The sequence below is a fragment of the Paraburkholderia azotifigens genome, from assembly GCF_007995085.1.
GTDB lineage: Bacteria > Pseudomonadota > Gammaproteobacteria > Burkholderiales > Burkholderiaceae > Paraburkholderia > Paraburkholderia azotifigens.
Map to the genome: position 1 here is coordinate 466,933 of NZ_VOQS01000001.1, position 19,633 is coordinate 486,565.

Here is a 19,633-nt window from a genome sequence, read left to right on the forward strand (position 1 = left end):
GTCTCCCTGTCGAGCCTCAGCCGCGCATTCGTGGCGGGACTTTGGGCTCCTGCAAACAATCGATTCAAATCGGAATTTGAAACGTGCGTTCTTTTTCAGGATAAGAATGGCGCGCGTGATCGGGCAAGAGGGGAGTGTCGACAGATTCCTCTAAAAGCGTCTGGCCGCAGTGTGCTCACTCGCCGGCGGCGCGGACAAAAAAGGCCGCTCCGAAACGAATCGGAGCGGCCGCCTTCGATGTGCATGGGCGCCGTGGCGCCGTCTTACACGTGCAGTGCGTGGGTTCAGTGAACGGTTGCCGTCGCCGCGACCTGTTCGGCCGATTGCGTCATGTCGATACCGCGCCGTTCGCGGCTGAACATAATGAACACGGCGATCACGACGGCCACGATGCCGATCACCACGGCCATTACGGTTGCATAGTCGTTGCCGTGCGCTTCGGCGACGCCTGCCTGCAGCGGGCCGTTCACCGACGCGATCAGATTGCCCAGCTGATACACGAGGCCCGGAAAGGTCGCGCGGATTTCATCGGGCGAGATCTCGTTCAGATGCACGGGAATCACGCCCCACGCGCCTTGCACCGAGATCTGCATCAGGAACGCGCCCGCGGCGAGCAGCACGGGCGTCGACGAGAACGCCCACAGCGGCAGCACGGGCAACGCGATCAGCGCGGCGAGGCAGATCGCCCGCTTGCGGCCGATCTTCTCCGACAGCGCGCCGAAAAAGAGCCCGCCGACGATCGCGCCGACGTTCAGCGTGATCGTGATCCATTGGACCGTGTGTGCGTCGAAGTTGTGCTGGATGCGCAGGAAGGTCGGATACAGATCCTGCGAGCCGTGCGAGAAGAAATTGAACGCCGTCATCAGGATGATTGCGTAGACGGACAGTAAGGCGTTCTGCTTGAGCGTCGCGACCAGACCGGGGCGCGTTTTCTTTTGGAGCGTCTTGAACGCGGGCGATTCGGGCACGTGCGCGCGGATGTACAGCACGAGTAGCGCGGGCAGCACGCCGACGAAGAACATCCCGCGCCAGCCGATGTACGGGTACAGCTGACCGAACACCAGCCCGGCGAGCAGATAGCCGCTCGGGTAGCCCGCCTGCAGCAGGCCCGATACGAAGCCGCGCGCCTTGGGCGGCACGGTTTCCATCGTCAGCGCGCCGCCGACGCCCCATTCGCCGCCCATCGCGATGCCGAACAGCGCGCGCAGGATCAGCAGCGTGGTGAGATTCGGCGAAAGCCCCGACAGCAGTTCGAGCAGCGAGAAGCACGCGATATTGACCATCAGCGTGGGACGGCGGCCGAACTTGTCGGCGAGGAAGCCGAAGATGAGTGCGCCGAGGGGCCGCATCATCAAGGTCAGCATAATGGCGAATGAAACCGATTTGATATCGGTGCCGAATTCGCTCGCAATATCTTTCAGAACGAAGACCATCAGAAAGAAATCGAATGCGTCGAGCGTCCAGCCTAAATATGCCGCGATCGTGACGTTTCTTTGTTCCCGAGTCCAGCTCATTTCAATTGTTCTCCTGTGATCCGGAATCAGGGCTTTCAAGCCCGATCCCCGTCTCATGCAACCGGCTGTTGCGGTCTCCCGATTAACCGTGCAGGCCGTTTCCGTTCGAAGGCGGATGGGGCTGCACGCCGCGCCCCGTCAATCAAGGCTGCGAAGAGTGTACGCCGACGATTAAGCGGCTGCATGAAACGGACCCGCTTTATCAGTGCTAATCCCTGGATAATCGGATGCGAAAGCGGAGATAATGTCTGGCGAATGTAATTAATGTATTGATATTGATTGGATATGGTTTGTTATTCGTAATTATCGGGAATAAACATTGCCGCCTTCTTTCGAATCGCCGCGGTTATATCTGAGGCCGCGCACGCTCGCCGATCTCGACGATTGCATCGCGATGGATCGCGATCCTGAGGTCACGCGTCATATCGATGGACCCTGGCGCGATGGGGACGCGCATCGGCGCTTTGTCGTCGATCGCATCACGCGTGACTATCCGGATGGACTCGGTTACTGGTCGATCTTCGAGCGGCATGCGCCGGAGCGCTTCGTCGGATGGGTGCTGCTGATTCCCGAAGACGCACGCGGGCCGGAGATCGAGATCGGCTGGCGGTTGGTGCGCGATGCGTGGGGGCGAGGGATTGCGAGTGAGGCGGCGCACGTCGTCGTGGCGCATGCGTTCGATACGGTAGGGCTCGAATCGATCGTTGCGGGCATCGCCGAAGGCAACGCCGCGTCGCAACGCGTGGCGGAGAAACTTGGAATGAAGCGGGAAGGGTTCGCTGATGGCTATGTGCGCTTTCGGCTAACGCGCAGCGCAACGAGATAAACCGGCGACAAAAACAAAAAACCCCGCAGGCTTATCGCTTTGCGGGGTGATCTGTTTCGCTAAGAGAGTGGTGCCCAGGAGAGGACTCGAACCTCCACGGTGTTGCCACCGCTAGGACCTGAACCTAGTGCGTCTACCAATTCCGCCACCTGGGCACGTCTCAAGCTAGACCGCTATTTTAGCGAGAAGATTCTGCGTGTCAATCGGTATTTCGAAAAACGCTTCATCTTTTCGCCTGATTGTTCGCGGATCAAATGACTCACGACCAACCGGTACTGCAACTGCTCTCACTACAATGAAAAACCGCCCGAAGGCGGCTTTTCATTTGAATCCTGGTGCCCAAGAGAGGACTCGAACCTCCACGGTGTTGCCACCGCTAGGACCTGAACCTAGTGCGTCTACCAATTCCGCCACCTGGGCAAGGTGCGTTTGAAGCAGAGACCGAGATTATAGCGGGTCGAAGAATCGTGTCAAGCGTTTCGCGAAAACATTCGCATGACACGCGCAGAGGCCGCGAAGGCGGCTCCTGCACATCGCGCAAGCGCCCGCCAGGCGGCGCGTGGCGGGCGGGACGGGTGTTAGAATCCCCCGAAGTATCAAGCGCAGTTGCAGTAGATATAGCAGCGTCATCCAATCGCCGACGTCCACGCAACGAGAACAATCATCGACAAGCCCTTGAGCAAATATCCGTATCCGATTCCAAGCCGCGAAGAAATCCTCGGCGTGCTGCGCACGAGTGAAACGCCGCTTGCAGCGAACGACATCGCCGAAGCACTGTCGATCAAGCGCCAGGAGCGCGAAGGGTTTTTCAAGCGCCTCGCCGCGATGGAGCGCGATGGCCAGATCAGACTCGATCAGCGCGGTCATTACCAGCTCACTCATCCGTCGAACTTCGTCGCGGGCCGCGTACAGGGCCATCGCGACGGCTACGGCTTTCTGATCCGCGACGACGGCCAGGACGACCTGTTCCTGCCGACGGGCGAAATGCAGAAGGTCATGCACAACGATCGGGTGCTCGCGCGCATCGTCGGCTATGACCGGCGCGGCCGGCCCGAAGGCCATATCGTCGAGGTCACCGACCGCGCGAACAAGCGCGTGATCGGGCGTCTGCTCAACGAGAACGGCGCGCTGATCGTCGTGCCCGAAGAGAAGCGCATCGGCCACGACATCCTGATCACGCAGAACACGAAGAAGGCGAAGGTCGGGCAGGTCGTTGTCGTCGAGCTGACGGATTTTCCGAGCCGCCATTCGCAGCCGCTCGGGCGCGTGGTGGAAGTGCTTGGCGATATCGACGATCCCGGCATGGAAATCGAAATCGCGGTGCGCAAATACGGCGTGCCGCACGAGTTCAGCCAGGCCGCGCTCGACGCCGCCGCGAAGCTGCCCGACGAAGTGCGGCCCGTGGACATCAAGCATCGCGTCGATCTGCGCGACGTGCCGCTCGTCACGATCGACGGCGAGGACGCGCGCGACTTCGACGATGCTGTCTATTGCGAGCCGATCAAGGTCGGGCGTGGCGACGGCTTCCGCCTGATCGTCGCGATCGCCGACGTGTCGCACTACGTGCTGCCCGACGGCGGGCTCGATGTCGATGCGATCGAGCGCAGCACGTCGGTGTATTTCCCGCGCCGCGTGATTCCGATGCTGCCGGAGAAGCTCTCCAACGGGCTTTGCTCGCTCAATCCGCAAGTGGACCGTTGCGTGCTGGTGTGCGACATGGTCATCACCGCGCGCGGCGAGATCAAGGCGTATCAGTTCTATCCGGGCGTCATGCACTCGGCCGCGCGTCTCACGTACACGGAAGTCGCGGCCGTGCTGACCAACACGAAGGGTCCGGAAGCGACGCGCCGCGCCGCGCTGTTGCCGCAGCTGCAGAATCTGTACGGCGTCTACAAGTCGCTGTTCGCCGCGCGCCAGAAGCGCGGCGCGATCGACTTTGATACGACAGAAACGTACATCGTCTGCAATGCACAGGGCAAGATCGAGCAGATCGTGCCGCGTCATCGCAACGACGCGCACAAGCTGATCGAGGAATGCATGCTGGCCGCGAACGTCTGCGCGGCTGACTTCATGAAGCGCAACAAGCATCCTGGCCTGTACCGCGTGCACGCGGGACCGACGACGGAGCGCCTGGAAAATCTGCGCACGTTCCTGCGCGGCATGGGCCTGACGCTCGGCGGCGGCGACACGCCGCACGCAAGCGATTACGCCGCGCTGATGGCGCACATCCGCGATCGTCCCGACGCGCAGATGCTGCAGACGATGCTGCTGCGCTCGATGCAGCAGGCCGTCTACAGCCCGGACAATATTGGCCACTTCGGTCTCGCGTACGAGGCGTATGCGCACTTCACGAGCCCGATCCGCCGCTATCCGGATCTGCTCACGCACCGCGCGATCTACGCGATCCTGCAGGGCCGCAAGTACGAGCCGAAGGCGCCGCATGGCGTCGAGCTGAACACGGCGCTGTCGCCGCGCGCACGCGCGCTGCAGGCCGAAGACGAGAAGCGCGGCAACCGTAACCGTCCGAACACGGCGATCTGGGAAGAGCTAGGCCTGCATTGCTCGGCCAACGAGCGCCGCGCCGACGAAGCCTCGCGCGACGTCGAAGCATGGCTCAAGTGTTACTTCATGCGCGACAAGCTCGGCGAAGAGTATGGCGGGATGGTGAGCGGCGTGACGTCGTTCGGCATCTTCGTGCAGCTCGACGCGCTCTTCATCGAAGGCCTCGTGCACGTGACGGAACTCGGCTCCGACTACTTCCAGTACGACGAGATCAAGAACGAACTGCGCGGTGAGCGCACGGGCATCCGTTACCGGCTGTCGGACCGCGTGCGCGTGCAGGTGAGCCGCGTTGATCTCGATGCGCGCAAGATCGATTTCCGGCTGGTGCGCGACACGCCCGTGAAGTCGCAGACGCATCGTGCGACGACTGCGGAGAAAGCGAGCGATCTCGGCGGCGGCCCGCGCGTGCGTTCGATCGAACGCGCGGCGCAAGTCGAAAGCGGCCGGCGCAAGAAGGCACCGCCTGCACAGACGGCGGCTGTGAAAGAAGCGCGTGCGGCGCGCAAGGCGGCGGCATCGAAGAAGCGAGCGGCGTCGAAGCCGTCGGCGAAACCGGCGCGCAAGAAGCATTGATTCAGCAGTTGATTCCGCAATTGGTCCTGTAATTGATTCTGTTGTAACGCCGCGCGCGCAAGTGCGCGGCGCTCATTCTCATCGGGCGCGCTGCGAGCGCGGCGCGCTCATTCAAAGGTTGTTTCAGTCATGTCACGTCTCAAGGTTCTCTACGGTTTTCACGCGGTGACGGCACGGTTGCGTCACGATCCTTCGACGGTCGAAGAGATCTATTACGACCAGGCGCGCCGCGATCGCCGGATGAACGAGTTTCTCGCCGTGGCGAAAGAGGCGGGCGTCCGCCTGATTGCCGCCGACGAAACGCGTCTGTGGGGGCTGGCGCACACCGAGCGGCATCAGGGTGTCGTCGCGCGTGCGGGTGACTTGCCGCTGGCGCAGAACCTGGCCGAGTTGCTCGACGGCATTCAGGGGCCGGCGTTGTTGCTGGTGCTCGATGGCGTTACCGATCCGCACAATCTCGGCGCGTGTCTGCGTGTTGCCGATGCGGCGGGCGCGCATGCCGTGATTGCGCCGCGGGACCGGGCGGTCGGTCTGAACGCGACGGCGGCGAAGGTCGCGAGCGGCGCGGCCGATACGGTGCCGTACATTACCGTCACGAATCTGGCGCGTGCGTTGCGCGAACTGAAGGACGCGGGTGTGTGGATCGTCGGAACGGCGGGCGAGGCGACGGCGTCGTTGTATGAGACGAAGCTCGATGGGCCGGTTGCTCTCGTCGTGGGTGCCGAGGGTGAGGGGATGAGGCGGCTGACACGCGATACGTGTGATGAAGTGATGCAGATTCCGATGGCCGGGTCAGTGGAGAGTCTTAACGTTTCCGTTGCTTCTGGGGTTTGTTTGTTTGAAGCCGTGCGGCAGCGGGCTGTTAAGAAGTAGTTTTTTTTGTCTGCGACGCAGTCGCGATTCTGGGGTTTTTGCTGCGCTGGCATCCGCGATTTCGTATCGGTTTATTAGCGTTGCCCCTGTGCGGGGCGGCACCTACTTTTCTTTGCAGCGGCAAAGAAAAGTAGGCAAAAGAAAGCCGCTCACCCCGCCAATGCTTGTGTTTGCCCAGGTACCCTCAACGTCCCCGACCTTCGTGCGCCAAAGCAATTTTTCGCGCCCGTTGCCAGCGTGCTAACTCACGCATCACCCACTTCACATTCCCGCGTCACGTTTCGCGTTACCAGAAAGTCCACGGCCGCCCAGGTGGCAAACGGTGTGTAGGTTGTCGCACCGCATGCGTTCGCGCTTCTACGACACCGGTCCCACTTTTCAGTCCGGAGTGGTGCACTTCCGTCGCGACGGCCTACACACCGTTTGCCACCTGGGCGGCGCAGACGGTTCGCCGCGGCCGGCTGCGCTACGGGTAGTTGGAGTGGGTGATGTGCCTGTTAAAGGCGTTGGCAACGCACATGAAATAGCGTGTTGCCGTTTGAAGTGCGGGACCCGTTGGGGGCCCGCAGGCAAACACAAGGATTGGCGGTGTTAGCCCGCTTTCTTTGCTTACTTTCTTTGCGGCGGCAAAGAAAGTGAGTGCCGCCCCGCACAGGGGCAACGCAAGAAGCACCGATACGAAATCGCGGATGCCAGCAAAAGCGAAACCCAACAGAGCCTTTACGCCGATGCGAATCAAAACCCTCTTGCCCACATCGCTAGCGCTAGCAGCGCTACTAACAACAGCCTGCACAACGACGACAACGCTGACAAACAAAGGCACCTACTACACGGACACATCGCGCGTAGCGCAATACCAGGACACCCGCATCAGATTTTTGGTAATGCACTACACAGAAATCGACGAAAACGAATCACTGGACGTGCTGACCCAGCAACAGGTCAGCGCCCACTATGTGATCCCCGACCATCCCCGCGAAAAAAACGGCGAGCCGATCATCTGGCAACTGGTGCCCGAATCGGAGCGCGCCTGGCACGCAGGCCTGAGCTACTGGCAGGGCACGACGGAACTGAACGCCGCATCGATCGGCATCGAAAACGTCAACCTCGGTCCGGTCGACACGCCGCAAGGCCGCACCTGGCAACCGTATCCGCCCGAACAGGTCGACGCGATGATCCGTGTAGCAAAAGACATCGTCGCGCGCTACAGCATTCCTCCGACGCGCGTCGTCGGCCATAGCGACGTCGCGCCGCAACGCAAGATCGATCCGGGACCGCTCTTCCCGTGGAAGCGGCTCTACGATGCCGGCGTCGGCGCATGGCCCGACGATGCGGCCGTCGCGCAGGAACTCGCGGGCCGCGATCCGCACGCGCTCGCCGATGTCCAAAAGCTGCAGCAGAAGCTCGCGCGCTACGGCTACGAAGTCGCGACGGACGGCGTGCTCGACGAGAAGACGCGCCGCGTGTTCGCCGCGTTCCAGATGCATTTCCGTCCCGCCGATTACTCGGGCACGCCGGACGCCCAGACGGATGCGATCGCGCAGGCGCTGCTCGACAAATACGCGCCGGCTGTCGCGCAAGAGCCCGCGAGGCCCGCGCCATGAGCGGCTTCGTGCGCAATAAGTCCAACCCCGTGTGCCGACTCCGGTAAACTTGCCGTTTTCCGCCTGCCTCCAGCATTTCCCATCATGACTCAAGACGAACTCAAGCAACTGGTCGGCCGCGCCGCCGCCGACTACGTCATCGCAAATGTACCCGAGGGCGCCGTAATCGGCGTCGGCACGGGCTCGACCGCGAACTGCTTCATCGACGCACTCGCTGCGCACAAATCGCGCTATCGCGGCGCCGTGTCCAGCTCGGTTGCGACGACGGCACGCCTGCAATCGCACGGCATTCAGGTGTTCGACCTCAACGAAATCGACTCGCTCCAGGTGTACGTCGACGGCGCCGACGAGATCGACGCCAGCGGCGCGATGATCAAGGGCGGCGGCGGCGCGCTGACGCGCGAGAAGATCGTCGCATCGGTATCGGAGACGTTCGTCTGCATCGCGGACGCGACGAAGCGGGTCGACGCGCTCGGCCAGTTCCCGCTGCCCATCGAAATCGTGCCGATGGCGCGCACCGCGATCGGCCGCCGCGTGACGGCGCTGGGCGGCGTTCCCGTCCTGCGCGTCGCGAAGGACGGCTCGCCGTTCATCACCGACAACGGCAACGAGATCATCGACGTGAAGGGCCTGCGTATCGTCGACCCGCGCGCCGTCGAGGCCGCGGTCAACGCATGGCCGGGCGTCGTGACGGTCGGGCTCTTCGCCGCACGCGGCGCCGATGTCTGCCTGCTCGGCACCGACAAGGGCGTCGAAAAGATCGAATACGCGCGCACCTGATCGATCTGCAAGCAACGCTGCAAACGGGCGCTTCATAACAGCGCTCGATAACAGCGCCGGCAGCAAGCATCGAAAACGCACCGCCTGCTTCACGCAGGCGGTGCGTTTTTTTTCGCATGGCCGTCTCGATACAGACGGCGAAGCATCCCATCGCTCAAGACCATCATCCTGACAGCGCGTCCATGCGCTCTCCGTTGGGTAGGCCACACATCCCCATGCTTGCACCCGGCATCGCGCGATCGACGCGTTCGTCGGAAGAACGCATTCGTCGAGAGAAAGCGCGTTACGTGCGCAAGCACACATAGCGCGCGTAGTCGTTGCCATCGCATCGATACCGCGCGACAAGGTCTCGCGCGCGACTGTGAATGGTTAGTGGGATTGCGCACGGAATTCCCGACACTGTCCCCTTACCTTAGCGGCGTGGATTCGGATATCGCGAAGAAGGCAATGCTGGCAGGGCGGTACTGCTCGAGCCGCGCATGACAGGCTTGCCGCGAATGACGGATCGCGACGTCCCAACGGGGAAGATAGTTCGCGGTACGGGAGACAGCCATGGAAACGGCAGGATGGCTAAATAACGACACTGAACATGAGACGCGGCGGAGTAGGAATATGTCCGAGCTGGTGCAACGTACGATCGATATTGCGCTAATCGTGCTGGGCGCTTTCGGCGCCCGGCACCTGAATCTGAACATGCTGCAGATCGGGCCGCCGCATGCGCTCGATCCGACGCTGGTTGCTTTCGTCGCCGCGCTGGCGCTGTCGGTGTTTCCGGCGTGCGGCACGTATCCGCCGCGAGGCAGCCGCTCCGTCGCGAGCATCGCCGGGCGCACCACGTTTGCATGGCTTGCGGTGCAGCTGTGCGGGCTGGCGTTGCTCTATGCGATTCATCGCGATCACCTGATCTCGTTGCCGTGGTTCATCTACTGGACGCTCACCACGGGCATCTCGCTGCTCGCTTCGCATACGCTCTTTTTCGCGGAACACAGCGTGTCGCGCCAGGTGGCGGCATGGCTGCGGCGCGAGGACGCGGCGCCCGATCTGTCCGACGTCGACGCGCGACCGCGCACGATCCGGCACATCGTCAAGCGCGCCTTCGACGTCGTGGTGAGCCTGATGTTCATCGTCGCACTGTCGCCGCTGCTCGTCGTGCTTGCGCTGGTCGTGAAAAGCGACGGCGGCCCGGCGCTCTATGGGCACACGCGCGTCGGCAGGAACGGCGAGAAGTTTCGCTGTCTCAAGTTTCGTTCGATGGTGGTCAATTCGGAGCAGGTGCTCAAGGATCTGCTCGCGAACGACCCCGCGGCGCGCGCCGAATGGGAGCGCGAATTCAAGCTCAGGCATGACGTGCGCGTGACGCGCATCGGCCACTTCCTGCGCCGCTCGAGTCTCGACGAACTGCCGCAGTTGTGGAACGTCGTGCGCGGCGAGATGAGCCTCGTCGGCCCGCGGCCGATCATCGCGCAGGAACTGGAGCGCTACGGCGTCAACAGCAAGTACTACCTGATGGCGACACCCGGCATCACGGGGCTGTGGCAGGTGAGCGGGCGCTGCGAGACCGATTACGCGACGCGCGTGCAGCTCGACGTGAAGTACGTGCAGAACTGGTCGCTGCGCAGCGACATCGGCATTCTGTTCAAGACACTCTTCGTGGTGATCAAAGGTAATGGCGCGTATTGACGAGGCAGCAGCGAGCTAGCGAAGCAGTGTCGCGTGGGCAAGAGCACAGCAAGGCAAAAAATATAAAGACAAATGATGGACACAGGCCGTCGTCGAATGCGCGCAGGACGCAGCGGACGGCCAACAGTCAAGGTGGGGTTGAAAGATGGGAATCGATAGCGTTTGGCGAATGGGGATCGCGCGGGCGCGCGCGATACGCCTGGAATCATGGAGGCGAGGGATGGACACGATTGCGTGGCCGGACGGGGCACGCGCGATCGGTGCCGCGGTGTTGCGATACGTCGCGCCCGCGGCAGCGGCCGTGGCGTTGGCGGGATGTGCCTTTTCTCCCGGGATGACCTATCGGGGTTCGTATACGGACAGCGCAGGCGCGACCGCGCAGGTCGCGGCCGCCCGCGACACGGGTTCGCACGAGGCGTCGGGCAGCGATCGCGCGCCCGCGGGCTCGCTGGTCGAAATCACGGACGACCTCGTCGAAAAGCAGCTGCTCGCGCAGCCGTCGGGCATCCCCGACGGCGTGCGCAGCCTGTTCGCGAAGGCGAGCCAGTATCAGGTCGGTCCCGGCGACATCCTGAACATCGTGGTGTGGGATCACCCGGAACTGAATCTGCCCGCCGCGGGCGGCGGCGGCTCGGACTCGTCGGGTGCGAACTCCGTCGCGGCGGGCTATACGGTCGACACCGACGGCTTCATCCAGTACGCGTACATCGGACCCGTCAAGGTGGCGGGGCTGACGGAGATGGGCGTGCGGGATCTGCTCTCGAGCAAGCTCGGGCGCTATGTGCGGCAGCCGCAGGTGACCGTGCGCGTGCAAACCTATCGCAGCAAGCGCGTCTATCTCGACGGCGAAGTGAAGACGCCCGGCGTGCAGGTGCTTAACGACATGGTGATGACCTTGCCCGAGGCGATCAACCGGGCGGGCGGCTTCACCGACAGGTCCGATCGCTCGCGCGTCGCGCTCACGCGCGGCGACGAGACGGTGATCGTCGACATACCGGACATGATCCGCAAAGGCGTCAATCCCGACCGGATCATCATGCGCGACGGCGATCTGGTGCGCGTCTACGCGCAGAACGACAGCAAGGTTTTTGTGATCGGCGAAGTGCAGCGCCCCGGCGGATTGCCGTTCAACAACGGACGCATGACGCTGAACCAGGCGCTGGGCGACGCGGGAGGCATCAGCCAGGTCTCCGGGGACGCGTCGCAGGTGTATGTCGTGCGTAATCGCGATGCGGGCAAGCGCGTGGTGTATCACCTCGATGCAACGTCGGCCTCGGCGATGGCCACGGCCGATTCGTTCGAACTCAAGCCGAACGACGTCGTGTTCGTCGACGCGTCCGCGCTGGTGAAATGGAGCCGCGTGATCGGCCTGATTCTGCCTGCGACGCAGGCGGCGGCGACAACCCGGGCGATCGGCTACTGATAGCCGTATATCGATGCACGTGCCCGCCCAATTCGCGGGCGCCGACGGAGAGACAGATTGAAACAGCGTGAATATCTGCTAGAGGGGTCGCTCGACGACGGCATCGCGCCGCCGGACGGCGGGTATGTCGGCAAGCTTCTCGACACCCTGTATGAAGGCCGTAAGACCATCGTCATTGTCACGATGCTCTTTACGCTCGTGGGCATCGTCTACGCGATGCTCGCGCGTCCCGTGTATCAGGCGGACATGCTGATCCACGTGGAAGACAGCGACGGCGCGACCAAAAACGCGCTCGCCGATCTGTCGGCCATGTTCGCCGTCAAGACGGCGGCATCGGCGGAGATCGAAGTGCTGCGCTCGCGGATGGTCGTCTCGCGCGCCGTCGAGGCCACGCAGCTCTATATCAGCGCCACGCCGCGCTATTTCCCGGTGGTGGGCCGCTGGATCGCGACGCACCTGAATGTCTCGGGCTGGTCGGGCCGCGGCGGCTACGCGTGGGGCGACGAGGCGATCAGCGTGAGCCGGTTCGATGTGCCGGATCGCCTGCACGGCGCGAGATTCATCCTCACGTACAAGGGCAACGGCGACTACGTCCTTGTTCACAACGGGATGGATCTGCAGGGCAAGGTCGGCGAGACGCTGCATGTCGAGGTTCCGGGCGGCGCGATCGACCTGCTGGTGAACGCGATCGATGGACATTCGGGCGCGACGTTCGAATTGTCGCGCTCATCCGAGCTTGCGGCGACACTCGATCTGCAAAGCCGGCTGATGATCTCCGAGAAGGGCAAGGAGTCGTCCGTGATCGGCGCGGCGCTGGAAGGCGGCGACCCGGTGAAGACGAGCGTCATCCTGAATGCGATCGGCACCGAGTACATGCGCCAGAAAGTGCAGCGCACGCAGGAAGAAGCCGAAAAATCGATCGCGTTCCTGAACCAGCAGTTGCCGGAGCTGAAGGCGACGCTCGAAAGGGCCGAAGAGGAATACAACCAGTTCCGCTCCGAGCATGGCGCTGTCGATCTCGGCGCCGAAGCCGCGGCCCTGTTGCAAAGCACGGCGGCTGCGCAAGCCCGCATCGCCGACTTGCGCCAGCAGCGTGCGCAGCTCGACGCGCGCTATATGCCCGACAACCCTGCGCTGATCGCCATCAACGGGCAACTGTCGGAGGCCGAGAAGGCGATGGCCGAACTCGGCGTGCAGACCCGGCGGCTGCCGCCTCTCGAACAGAGCGTGCTGCGTCTGCAACGCGAAGTCCAGGTCGACACGAACATCTACACGAACCTGTTGAACACGAAGGAGCAGATGCGACTGCTCAAGGCGGGCAAGGTCTCGAACGCGCGCCTGATCGACAGCGCCGCGGTGCCCGAAGGCCCGATCCGGCCCAAACGCACGCTGATCGTGGTGGCGGGGTCGCTTACGGGGGTGTTCGTCGGCGCGGCGATCGTGCTCTTCAGACGCAGGATGAATAGCGGTATCGCGATGGTCGACGAAATCGAGGCGGGCGCGGGTCTGCATGTCTACGCCTCGGTGCCGCGCAGCCGCGTGCAGCAGACGCTTGCGCGCCGTCTGCCCGAAGGTGTGCCGGGCACGTGCAGCGTGCTGGCGCGAACGGCATCGTTCGACGCCGCTGTCGAGAGCTTGCGCAGCTTCCGCGGCGCGCTCGAGTTCGCATTGCGCGACGCGCCCAATCGTGTCGTTCTGCTCGCCGGACCGACGCCGATGGTGGGCAAGTCGTTCGTGTCGGTGAATCTGGCGGCGCTGCTCGGCTCGTCGGGCCAGCGCGTGCTGCTCATCGACACCGACTTGCGGCGTGGCACGTTGAACGCATACGTCGGCGTGCGTTCGACGCCGGGCATCACCGACATCATGCAAGGCGCGCCTTACGAGAGCGTGGTGCATCGGCAGATCATGCCGGGTGTCGATTTCGTCGCGAACGGCGGTTACGTGGCCAATGCGAGCGAGCTGCTCCGGCACAGCCGTTTCAGGCGCTTCGTCGAGTGGGCAGACAGCGAATACGACGTCGTGCTGATGGACGCACCGCCCATTCTGCCCGTCGCCGACTCGGGCATCGTCGCGCATCTGGCGGGCATGGTGTTCCTGGTCGCGCGCCAGGGCGTGACGAGCGTGTCGGATCTGCGCGAATCGGTTCGCCGCTTCGGGCAGATCGGCGTGCCCATCCGCGGCGTGGTCTTCAACGACATGACCTCGCGGCCCGGTAAATACGGCAGCGAGTATGCAGCTTACGGTTACGCGAGCTACAGCAACCCGGGCGGTGACGCAGGCAACGCAGGCAACGCGAGTTGAGCGCGTGACGGGCATCGCGGCCGGTGACGGCGCCTGCGATGCCTGCGTGCGTTGCGAAGGCCCCCCGTGAGATTCGCGCCAGGCCATCCTTCGGCGCACCGTGAGGCGCCGAAGGATGGCCTCGTCTTTGTGTTTCGGCATCGCGCCACGCCGATCGGAAACAGGAAGTCTGCTGTTTCTCCACTCCCCAACATGAATGTCTCGCTGACGCGGTCAGATCGCGCCGCGGCGGGGCGGCTTTACATGTTCCAGACTTCGATGCACGGTGCGTCGCGAAAGCAGCGGCAGGCCACATCCGATCTTCGCTGACGACCGCCACGCTCCCGAAATGCGCTCAATGCGAGGGATGATTGCCGCACACGTTCTGCTGGAAAGCGCCGTCTGCGGCAATGGGTTCGCGGCTTAAGCCTGCCCGCCGGATTCGCGCAATCGCACGGCGGGCGCAGGTTGCAACAGTCGACGCGCACTTCTGTGCAGCCGTCTGTCGACGTACCAGTAGAGCGCGACGCCCACGGCTGTCGCCATGACGATGATGAGCGTCACGCCGGCAGGCGCCGTCGCGTGGAAGCCGTCGGGTGCGCTGGCCAGCAGTTTGCGCGCGGCTTCGACGCAGTACGGATGGCTCAGATAGATCGCATAGCTGGCATCGCCGATCAATAGCGCGCCTTTCGCCAACGGGCCCGAGCCGATCACCGGTTCGAGACTCAGGCTGCTGGTGATCAGCAGGAAAGCGGGAATGCCGAAATAGACCAGATGCGCGCGCGACAGCCCGTTCCAGTTGATGTACGCCATCGATACATAGGCGGCCACTGCGATGCACCCGGCAAGCACGGGCGGGAGACGCAAGCCGCGTTTCCACAGCCCGTACACGACAAAGCCGAGCGGGAATTCGAATATGCGCTGATAGGAATAGAACTCGGCGATGGCGTCGCGCGAACCCGACGCGTACGCGGAGCAGACGATCACGAGGATCGACGCGGACGCGAACAGCAGCCGGTACGGGCGCATCATCATCAGCGAGACGGCCGCGACCGCGTAGAACATCATTTCGTAGTTCAAGGTCCAGCCGACGAACAGCATCGGGAAGATCAGGCCGCTTTCCTTGCGGTAGGGAATGAAGAACAGCGACTTCAGCAGGTTGCCGAGATCGGCCCCCGTCGAACTGAAGAGGGTGGGCGCGACGAGCGTGCCCGCGAGTACGACCAACGTCAGCAGCCAGTACAGCGGCACGATTCGCGCAATGCGATCCAGCACGAAGCGCCGCGCGCTGAGCTGGGGCGTGTCCAGCACGAGCGCGATCACGAATCCGCTCAGCACGAAAAAGATATCGACACCGAACTCGCCGAGGGTGTGCCCCGTCGGCGCCATGATGTGATAGAAGATGACGCTGACGGCGGCCACGCCGCGCAACACGGTAAGGGACTGTAGCTTGTTCATGTCGGGAGCGCGGTCCGCGCATAAGCTCTGCATTTCCGCGGCTATTCTGACATTACAAAGGCTTACTCGAGTGCGCAGTTTTGTGCGTGACCGCACGCACTGCAGCAACTGTTTGCACGCTTTCACGCGCCTGCACCTCCCATCTTTCCGCACCCGGACATTTCTGCCGCCTTGTCGCGATAACCTGAATCGACGGGGATGTTCGTCAACGCACGTTGGGTCGCCGGACGGGGTAGTAGCCTCAGCGCATGATCCGCCGCGTGCCATGCAGATGCACGCATGCCTTTCGTGAAATCGTCGTTGCGCACCTGGAACCCTCATGAAGAAAGTGCTGAAAGCCATTCTGATGCATAGCGCGATGGGCGCCTGGCTGGGGAAGGTTCCTGGCGTGTCGCGGCTTTACGCAAGAACCGTCTGGTACGCGCAGATGAATCATTTCCTCGGCCTCTACGGCAGCTTCGAAGATGCCGAGCGCGCCGCGACCGGTTTCAACAAGGTCGGCTGGAATGACGAAGGCATCGCGAAGGTGCTCGTCAACGAGAAGCCGGAAGAACCGCCGCAAGTCTTTCAGACCTCGCAGTTCGCGGTGCTGCTCTGGCTTACCAGGCTGCTGAAGTCGGGCCACGCGATTCTCGACATCGGTGGCGCGGGCGGGGTCTTCTACGAAATCTGCATGCGCTACGGCCTTCTGTCCGCGCCGATGCGCTGGCACGTCGTCGATGTTCCCGAGATGGTGAAGCGCGGCATCGCGCGCCATCAGCAGCTGAAATCGCCGATGATCAGCTTCGGCACGGATCTCGTGGAGGCGCCCGCATCCAACATCATGCTGATGCTGGGCGTCATGCAGTATTTGCCTGATCCCCTCGGCGAAAAAGGGCCTGGCATTCTCGAAAGCGTGCAGACGCTTCCGTCGCACATCCTCATCAACAAGGTGCCGCTGATGGACGATGGCGAAGCGTGGACGATCCAGAATCACGTGACGAGCGCGATGCCTTACCGGCTCTTCAGCCGGCGCAAGTTCATGGACTATTTCGAGGCGCACGGCTACCGTTTGCGCGACCGCTGGATCGTTCCTGAACTGAGCATCGACATACCGTTTCATCCCGAACGTACCGTGCCGTTTCTCGAAGGCGTCCATTTCGAACGTCATCCCGTGGCGGCAACCGCGTAGCGACGCGCCGGGGAAAAGCGGCAGGCGTCGGATGCGATAGCCGGCCGCTTCATCAACGCGCATTCGCGCTGTGTTTCTCTAACCTGTGAAGGTGTCCCATGTCTGTGCCGAGCGATGCGGCCGTATTGAGTGATTCAGCACACGAACCGCCCTTCGACGACAAGATGCTTCGGGTGTCCAGAAGCGACTTCAGAAGCAGTTTCAATCTGCATTCGTTCCAGTTCGAACATACGTTGCATAGGACCGGCCTGTTCGACATTCCTCGCATCGTCGAACTCGCGAGACGGATCATCGACAGCAATTCGAATCGCGATTTCAGTGCGCTCAACTTCAAGCGCGCGTCGATTGATGCAAAGTTCACCGCGATGCCGCCGGGCGAGCGGCTCGCCGAGACGGTTGCCCGTCTGGGTGAAATGGGCACGTGGATCAAGCTGAGCCGCGCGCAGGACTACGACCGCGAGTACGCCGAAGTGCTGGACAGCATCACGTCCGAACTCGAAGACCTGTCCGGCCTGCCGCTGCGCAAGGACATCACGTGGGCAACGATGACGCTGTTCCTCGCGTCGCCGAAGATCGCGACGCCGTTTCATATCGATCACGAAACCAATTTCCTCTTCCAGGTGCAGGGCTCCAAGGACGTGTGCCTGTTCCCGGCGAGCGATCGCGAGCTGGTGCCGGACCAGGAGGTCGAACGCTTCTATAACGGCAATGCGGAAGCCGCGCGCTATCGCGAGGACATGCAGAATCGCGGTACCGTCTACCGGCTGACACCGGGACAGGTGGTGCATCATCCGCCATTGGCGCCGCACTGGGTGCAGAACGACGACAATATCTCGGTGAGCGTGAGCGTCGGTTACTGCATGAAGCCGCTCGAGGAACGCGCGCGGGTCTATCAGGCGAACTACATTCTGCGCACGATGGGACTCAAGCCGTCGCCGCCCGGACTGTCCGCGTGGCGCGACAGCCTGAAGAGAACGGTCATCTCGACCTTCGAGCACCGCGATCCGAAGAGCTACTACGACATCGTCTTCGCGCCGATGACCCGGCTCAAATCGCCGTTGAATGCGGTTCGGCGGCTGGTCGGCCGCTGACTGCACGGACTGCGCGGGCGCGCCGAAAACAGGCGCGCCGCTTCTCGGCGCTCGCGCGCGCCGCCGCCGCTCAGGTTCCCGGCATATCGGCCGGCGTGACCTCCAGCAGTATGACGTGATCGGGTACTTCCAGAGGCAGTTGACGCACATCGCGATGGCTCGCCTGCGGTTCGGCCGAAACGAGCGGATCGTACACGTCGACACGGCGCACCGATGCACCGAAATCGATGTTGATGCGAGCGGGCGGCTGGGTGACGGGCTTGCCGTTCGCGCGATCCCATATCTGCGTCTCGTTCCATAGCGCAAGCACGAAGCGCCCATCCTTCTTTTGCAGCAGCAGGCTGTTTGCGGACACGGGCATGTCGGCGAGCGTATAGGGCAGCGTGCCGCGCGCGGCGTCTTTTGTCCGGCGGGGCGTGCTGGCTTTCAGGATCGTGGTGAGATTGCGAATCGCGTGGGCCACCGGCTTGGGACTGTTGTCGAAGCGAAACAGGCCGAAGTGCATTTCGCCGCTCCTGTTTTGCGGATCGGCCTTTTCGTCGAGCAGTTCGTAGACATAGATCCGCTTGACGCCCGCCGCCGCGGAATCCATATAGCCGTTCAACACGGCTTTGGCCTGTGTCGGCTCGTCGACGCCGATCATGTACCAGCCCGATTGCGGCATCGAGAAGTACCCGAATTCGGTGATGACGATCGGCAGGTTGAATTTCTTGACGCTATAGATGGCGGCGGGAATCCAGCTGCCGCCGGGTGAGTTGTACGTCGGCTGATTGCCGTTTTGCGGATACGCATGCTGATTCGCGTAATCGGCGGAATCGGCGCGCGACTCGACCGTTCTCGTGTCGAAGCCCGTCAGGTCGTAGACGGGCACGCCCTTGAGCTCCGGCGCGCTGCGCACACGTGTGTAGATCTCGCGCTGCGCGGCGAGCGCGGCAGCCTGTCCCGTGAGGCCGCGATAGGGGATGGGAAAGTTGTCGATCTCGTTGAAGCCTTCGATGGCCGCGATGCTGCCGGGCACTTCCGCATTCAACCGCGCGGCGAGTTCGATCGACTCAGCGATGTTCGAACGCACCAGGAAGTTGAACCTGACACCGCGTTGCGCGAGGTACGCATAGCTGGCGAATGGCGCGCTCGGGCCGGGCGTGTAGTCGCGGGCGTGACGGATGCCGAGCCATGTCATGTCGTCGGCGACGTTGTGCACGTTCGCGTACGCGCCGTCTGTGTAGTTGACGTGGGTGACGACGCCGAGCGTGTCGAGGAAGGCATCGACGGGCATCATCCGCACGGGATTGTCGGCTGCGCGCGCCGCCGATGCGCAGGCGAGCACGCAGACGCACGCCGCGATACCCGCGACGGCGCGCGCGCCGGGCCACGGGTGCGAGGCTGCCCGCGACGGGCGGCGCGAAGCACGGGAGACGAACGGGGAGGCCGCGAGGCCAGAGACGGTTGCGACGGGATGCTTCACGGCGAATTCCTCGCGTGCGAACGTTGCCGGTTCCGGGCGTTGCGTGTCCTTGCCGGCAGCGGAATGGGTCGGCCTCTTCGGGAGGCGCGTGCAGCGCACATTCTGCTGCGTCGTCGCGGCCCCGGTGTGTGCGACGGCGAACGGATACGGATTCTCGGCAGCCGTTTTTCGCTTGCAACGCAATCCGGCTTGTCCATCGAGGAACGTCGGGTGGACGCCGCGCAATCTTGATAAAGCCGCCCATCGGACGAGACGATCGGACGAGACGATCGGACGAGACGATCGGACGAGACGTCGCGATATGTATGCGGGCGCACCTGGCGCGCCGTTCAT

13 protein-coding genes and 2 tRNA genes are annotated in these 19,633 nt (G+C 63.1%); 10 read left to right on the forward strand and 5 right to left on the reverse strand.

Annotated features, from left to right (window positions below):
* Positions 1–284 precede the first annotated feature (284 nt).
* Entirely contained in the window at positions 285–1,514 is a 1,230-nt protein-coding gene (locus FRZ40_RS02085; protein WP_147233142.1) for an MFS transporter, read from the reverse strand.
* A gap of 319 nt (positions 1,515–1,833) precedes the next feature.
* Between FRZ40_RS02085 and FRZ40_RS02090 the strand changes: the two genes are divergently transcribed.
* On the forward strand, positions 1,834–2,340 hold the full coding sequence (locus FRZ40_RS02090; protein WP_147233143.1) for a GNAT family N-acetyltransferase: 507 nt from the start codon (positions 1,834–1,836) through the stop codon (positions 2,338–2,340).
* Positions 2,341–2,408: 68 nt separating this feature from the next.
* Here FRZ40_RS02090 and FRZ40_RS02095 read toward each other — a convergent pair.
* Positions 2,409–2,495: transfer RNA gene (locus FRZ40_RS02095), tRNA-Leu, on the reverse strand.
* A gap of 178 nt (positions 2,496–2,673) precedes the next feature.
* Positions 2,674–2,760: transfer RNA gene (locus FRZ40_RS02100), tRNA-Leu, on the reverse strand.
* Between the two features lie 255 nt (positions 2,761–3,015).
* On the opposite strand from FRZ40_RS02100, the gene rnr reads away from it, so the two are divergent.
* The 7 genes from rnr to FRZ40_RS02135 all read left to right on the forward strand — a co-directional run bounded on the left by rnr (position 3,016) and on the right by FRZ40_RS02135 (position 14,136).
* Positions 3,016–5,475, forward strand: coding sequence for a ribonuclease R (rnr, locus tag FRZ40_RS02105; protein ID WP_028365225.1), 2,460 nt, complete (start codon positions 3,016–3,018; stop codon positions 5,473–5,475).
* A 129-nt stretch (positions 5,476–5,604) separates the two neighbouring features.
* Positions 5,605–6,348, forward strand: a complete 744-nt coding sequence (gene rlmB, locus FRZ40_RS02110) for a 23S rRNA (guanosine(2251)-2'-O)-methyltransferase RlmB (protein WP_028365224.1) — start codon at positions 5,605–5,607, stop codon at positions 6,346–6,348.
* A 728-nt stretch (positions 6,349–7,076) separates the two neighbouring features.
* Positions 7,077–7,952 carry an N-acetylmuramoyl-L-alanine amidase gene (locus tag FRZ40_RS02115; protein ID WP_147233144.1) on the forward strand — a complete coding sequence of 292 codons (876 nt, stop codon included), beginning with the start codon at positions 7,077–7,079 and terminating at the stop codon, positions 7,950–7,952.
* Positions 7,953–8,036: 84 nt separating this feature from the next.
* Positions 8,037–8,732 (forward strand): ribose-5-phosphate isomerase RpiA, encoded by a 696-nt coding sequence (rpiA, locus tag FRZ40_RS02120; RefSeq protein WP_028365222.1) that lies wholly within the window; start codon positions 8,037–8,039, stop codon positions 8,730–8,732.
* Positions 8,733–9,344: 612 nt separating this feature from the next.
* Entirely contained in the window at positions 9,345–10,412 is a 1,068-nt protein-coding gene (locus FRZ40_RS02125; protein WP_035541358.1) for a sugar transferase, read from the forward strand.
* A 220-nt stretch (positions 10,413–10,632) separates the two neighbouring features.
* On the forward strand, positions 10,633–11,835 hold the full coding sequence (locus FRZ40_RS02130; RefSeq protein ID WP_193566963.1) for a polysaccharide biosynthesis/export family protein: 1,203 nt from the start codon (positions 10,633–10,635) through the stop codon (positions 11,833–11,835).
* A gap of 57 nt (positions 11,836–11,892) precedes the next feature.
* Complete coding sequence (locus tag FRZ40_RS02135) at positions 11,893–14,136, forward strand: GNVR domain-containing protein (RefSeq protein WP_147233145.1); 2,244 nt, start codon at positions 11,893–11,895, stop codon at positions 14,134–14,136.
* A gap of 402 nt (positions 14,137–14,538) precedes the next feature.
* On the opposite strand, the gene FRZ40_RS02140 is transcribed toward FRZ40_RS02135, so the two are convergent.
* A complete protein-coding gene (locus FRZ40_RS02140) occupies positions 14,539–15,573 on the reverse strand; it encodes an acyltransferase family protein (RefSeq protein ID WP_167528637.1) in 1,035 nt (344 codons plus the stop codon).
* A gap of 319 nt (positions 15,574–15,892) precedes the next feature.
* Here FRZ40_RS02140 and FRZ40_RS02145 point away from each other — a divergent pair, with 319 nt between their 5' ends.
* Positions 15,893–16,744: a methyltransferase, TIGR04325 family gene (locus FRZ40_RS02145; protein WP_028365218.1), complete on the forward strand. Its 852-nt coding sequence runs from the start codon at positions 15,893–15,895 to the stop codon at positions 16,742–16,744.
* A 98-nt stretch (positions 16,745–16,842) separates the two neighbouring features.
* Positions 16,843–17,835, forward strand: a complete 993-nt coding sequence (locus FRZ40_RS02150; protein WP_028365217.1) for a cupin-like domain-containing protein — start codon at positions 16,843–16,845, stop codon at positions 17,833–17,835.
* 70 nt (positions 17,836–17,905) lie between these two features.
* Here FRZ40_RS02150 and FRZ40_RS02155 read toward each other — a convergent pair whose 3' ends face one another.
* Entirely contained in the window at positions 17,906–19,633 is a 1,728-nt protein-coding gene (locus tag FRZ40_RS02155) for a glycoside hydrolase 5 family protein (protein WP_240057055.1), read from the reverse strand.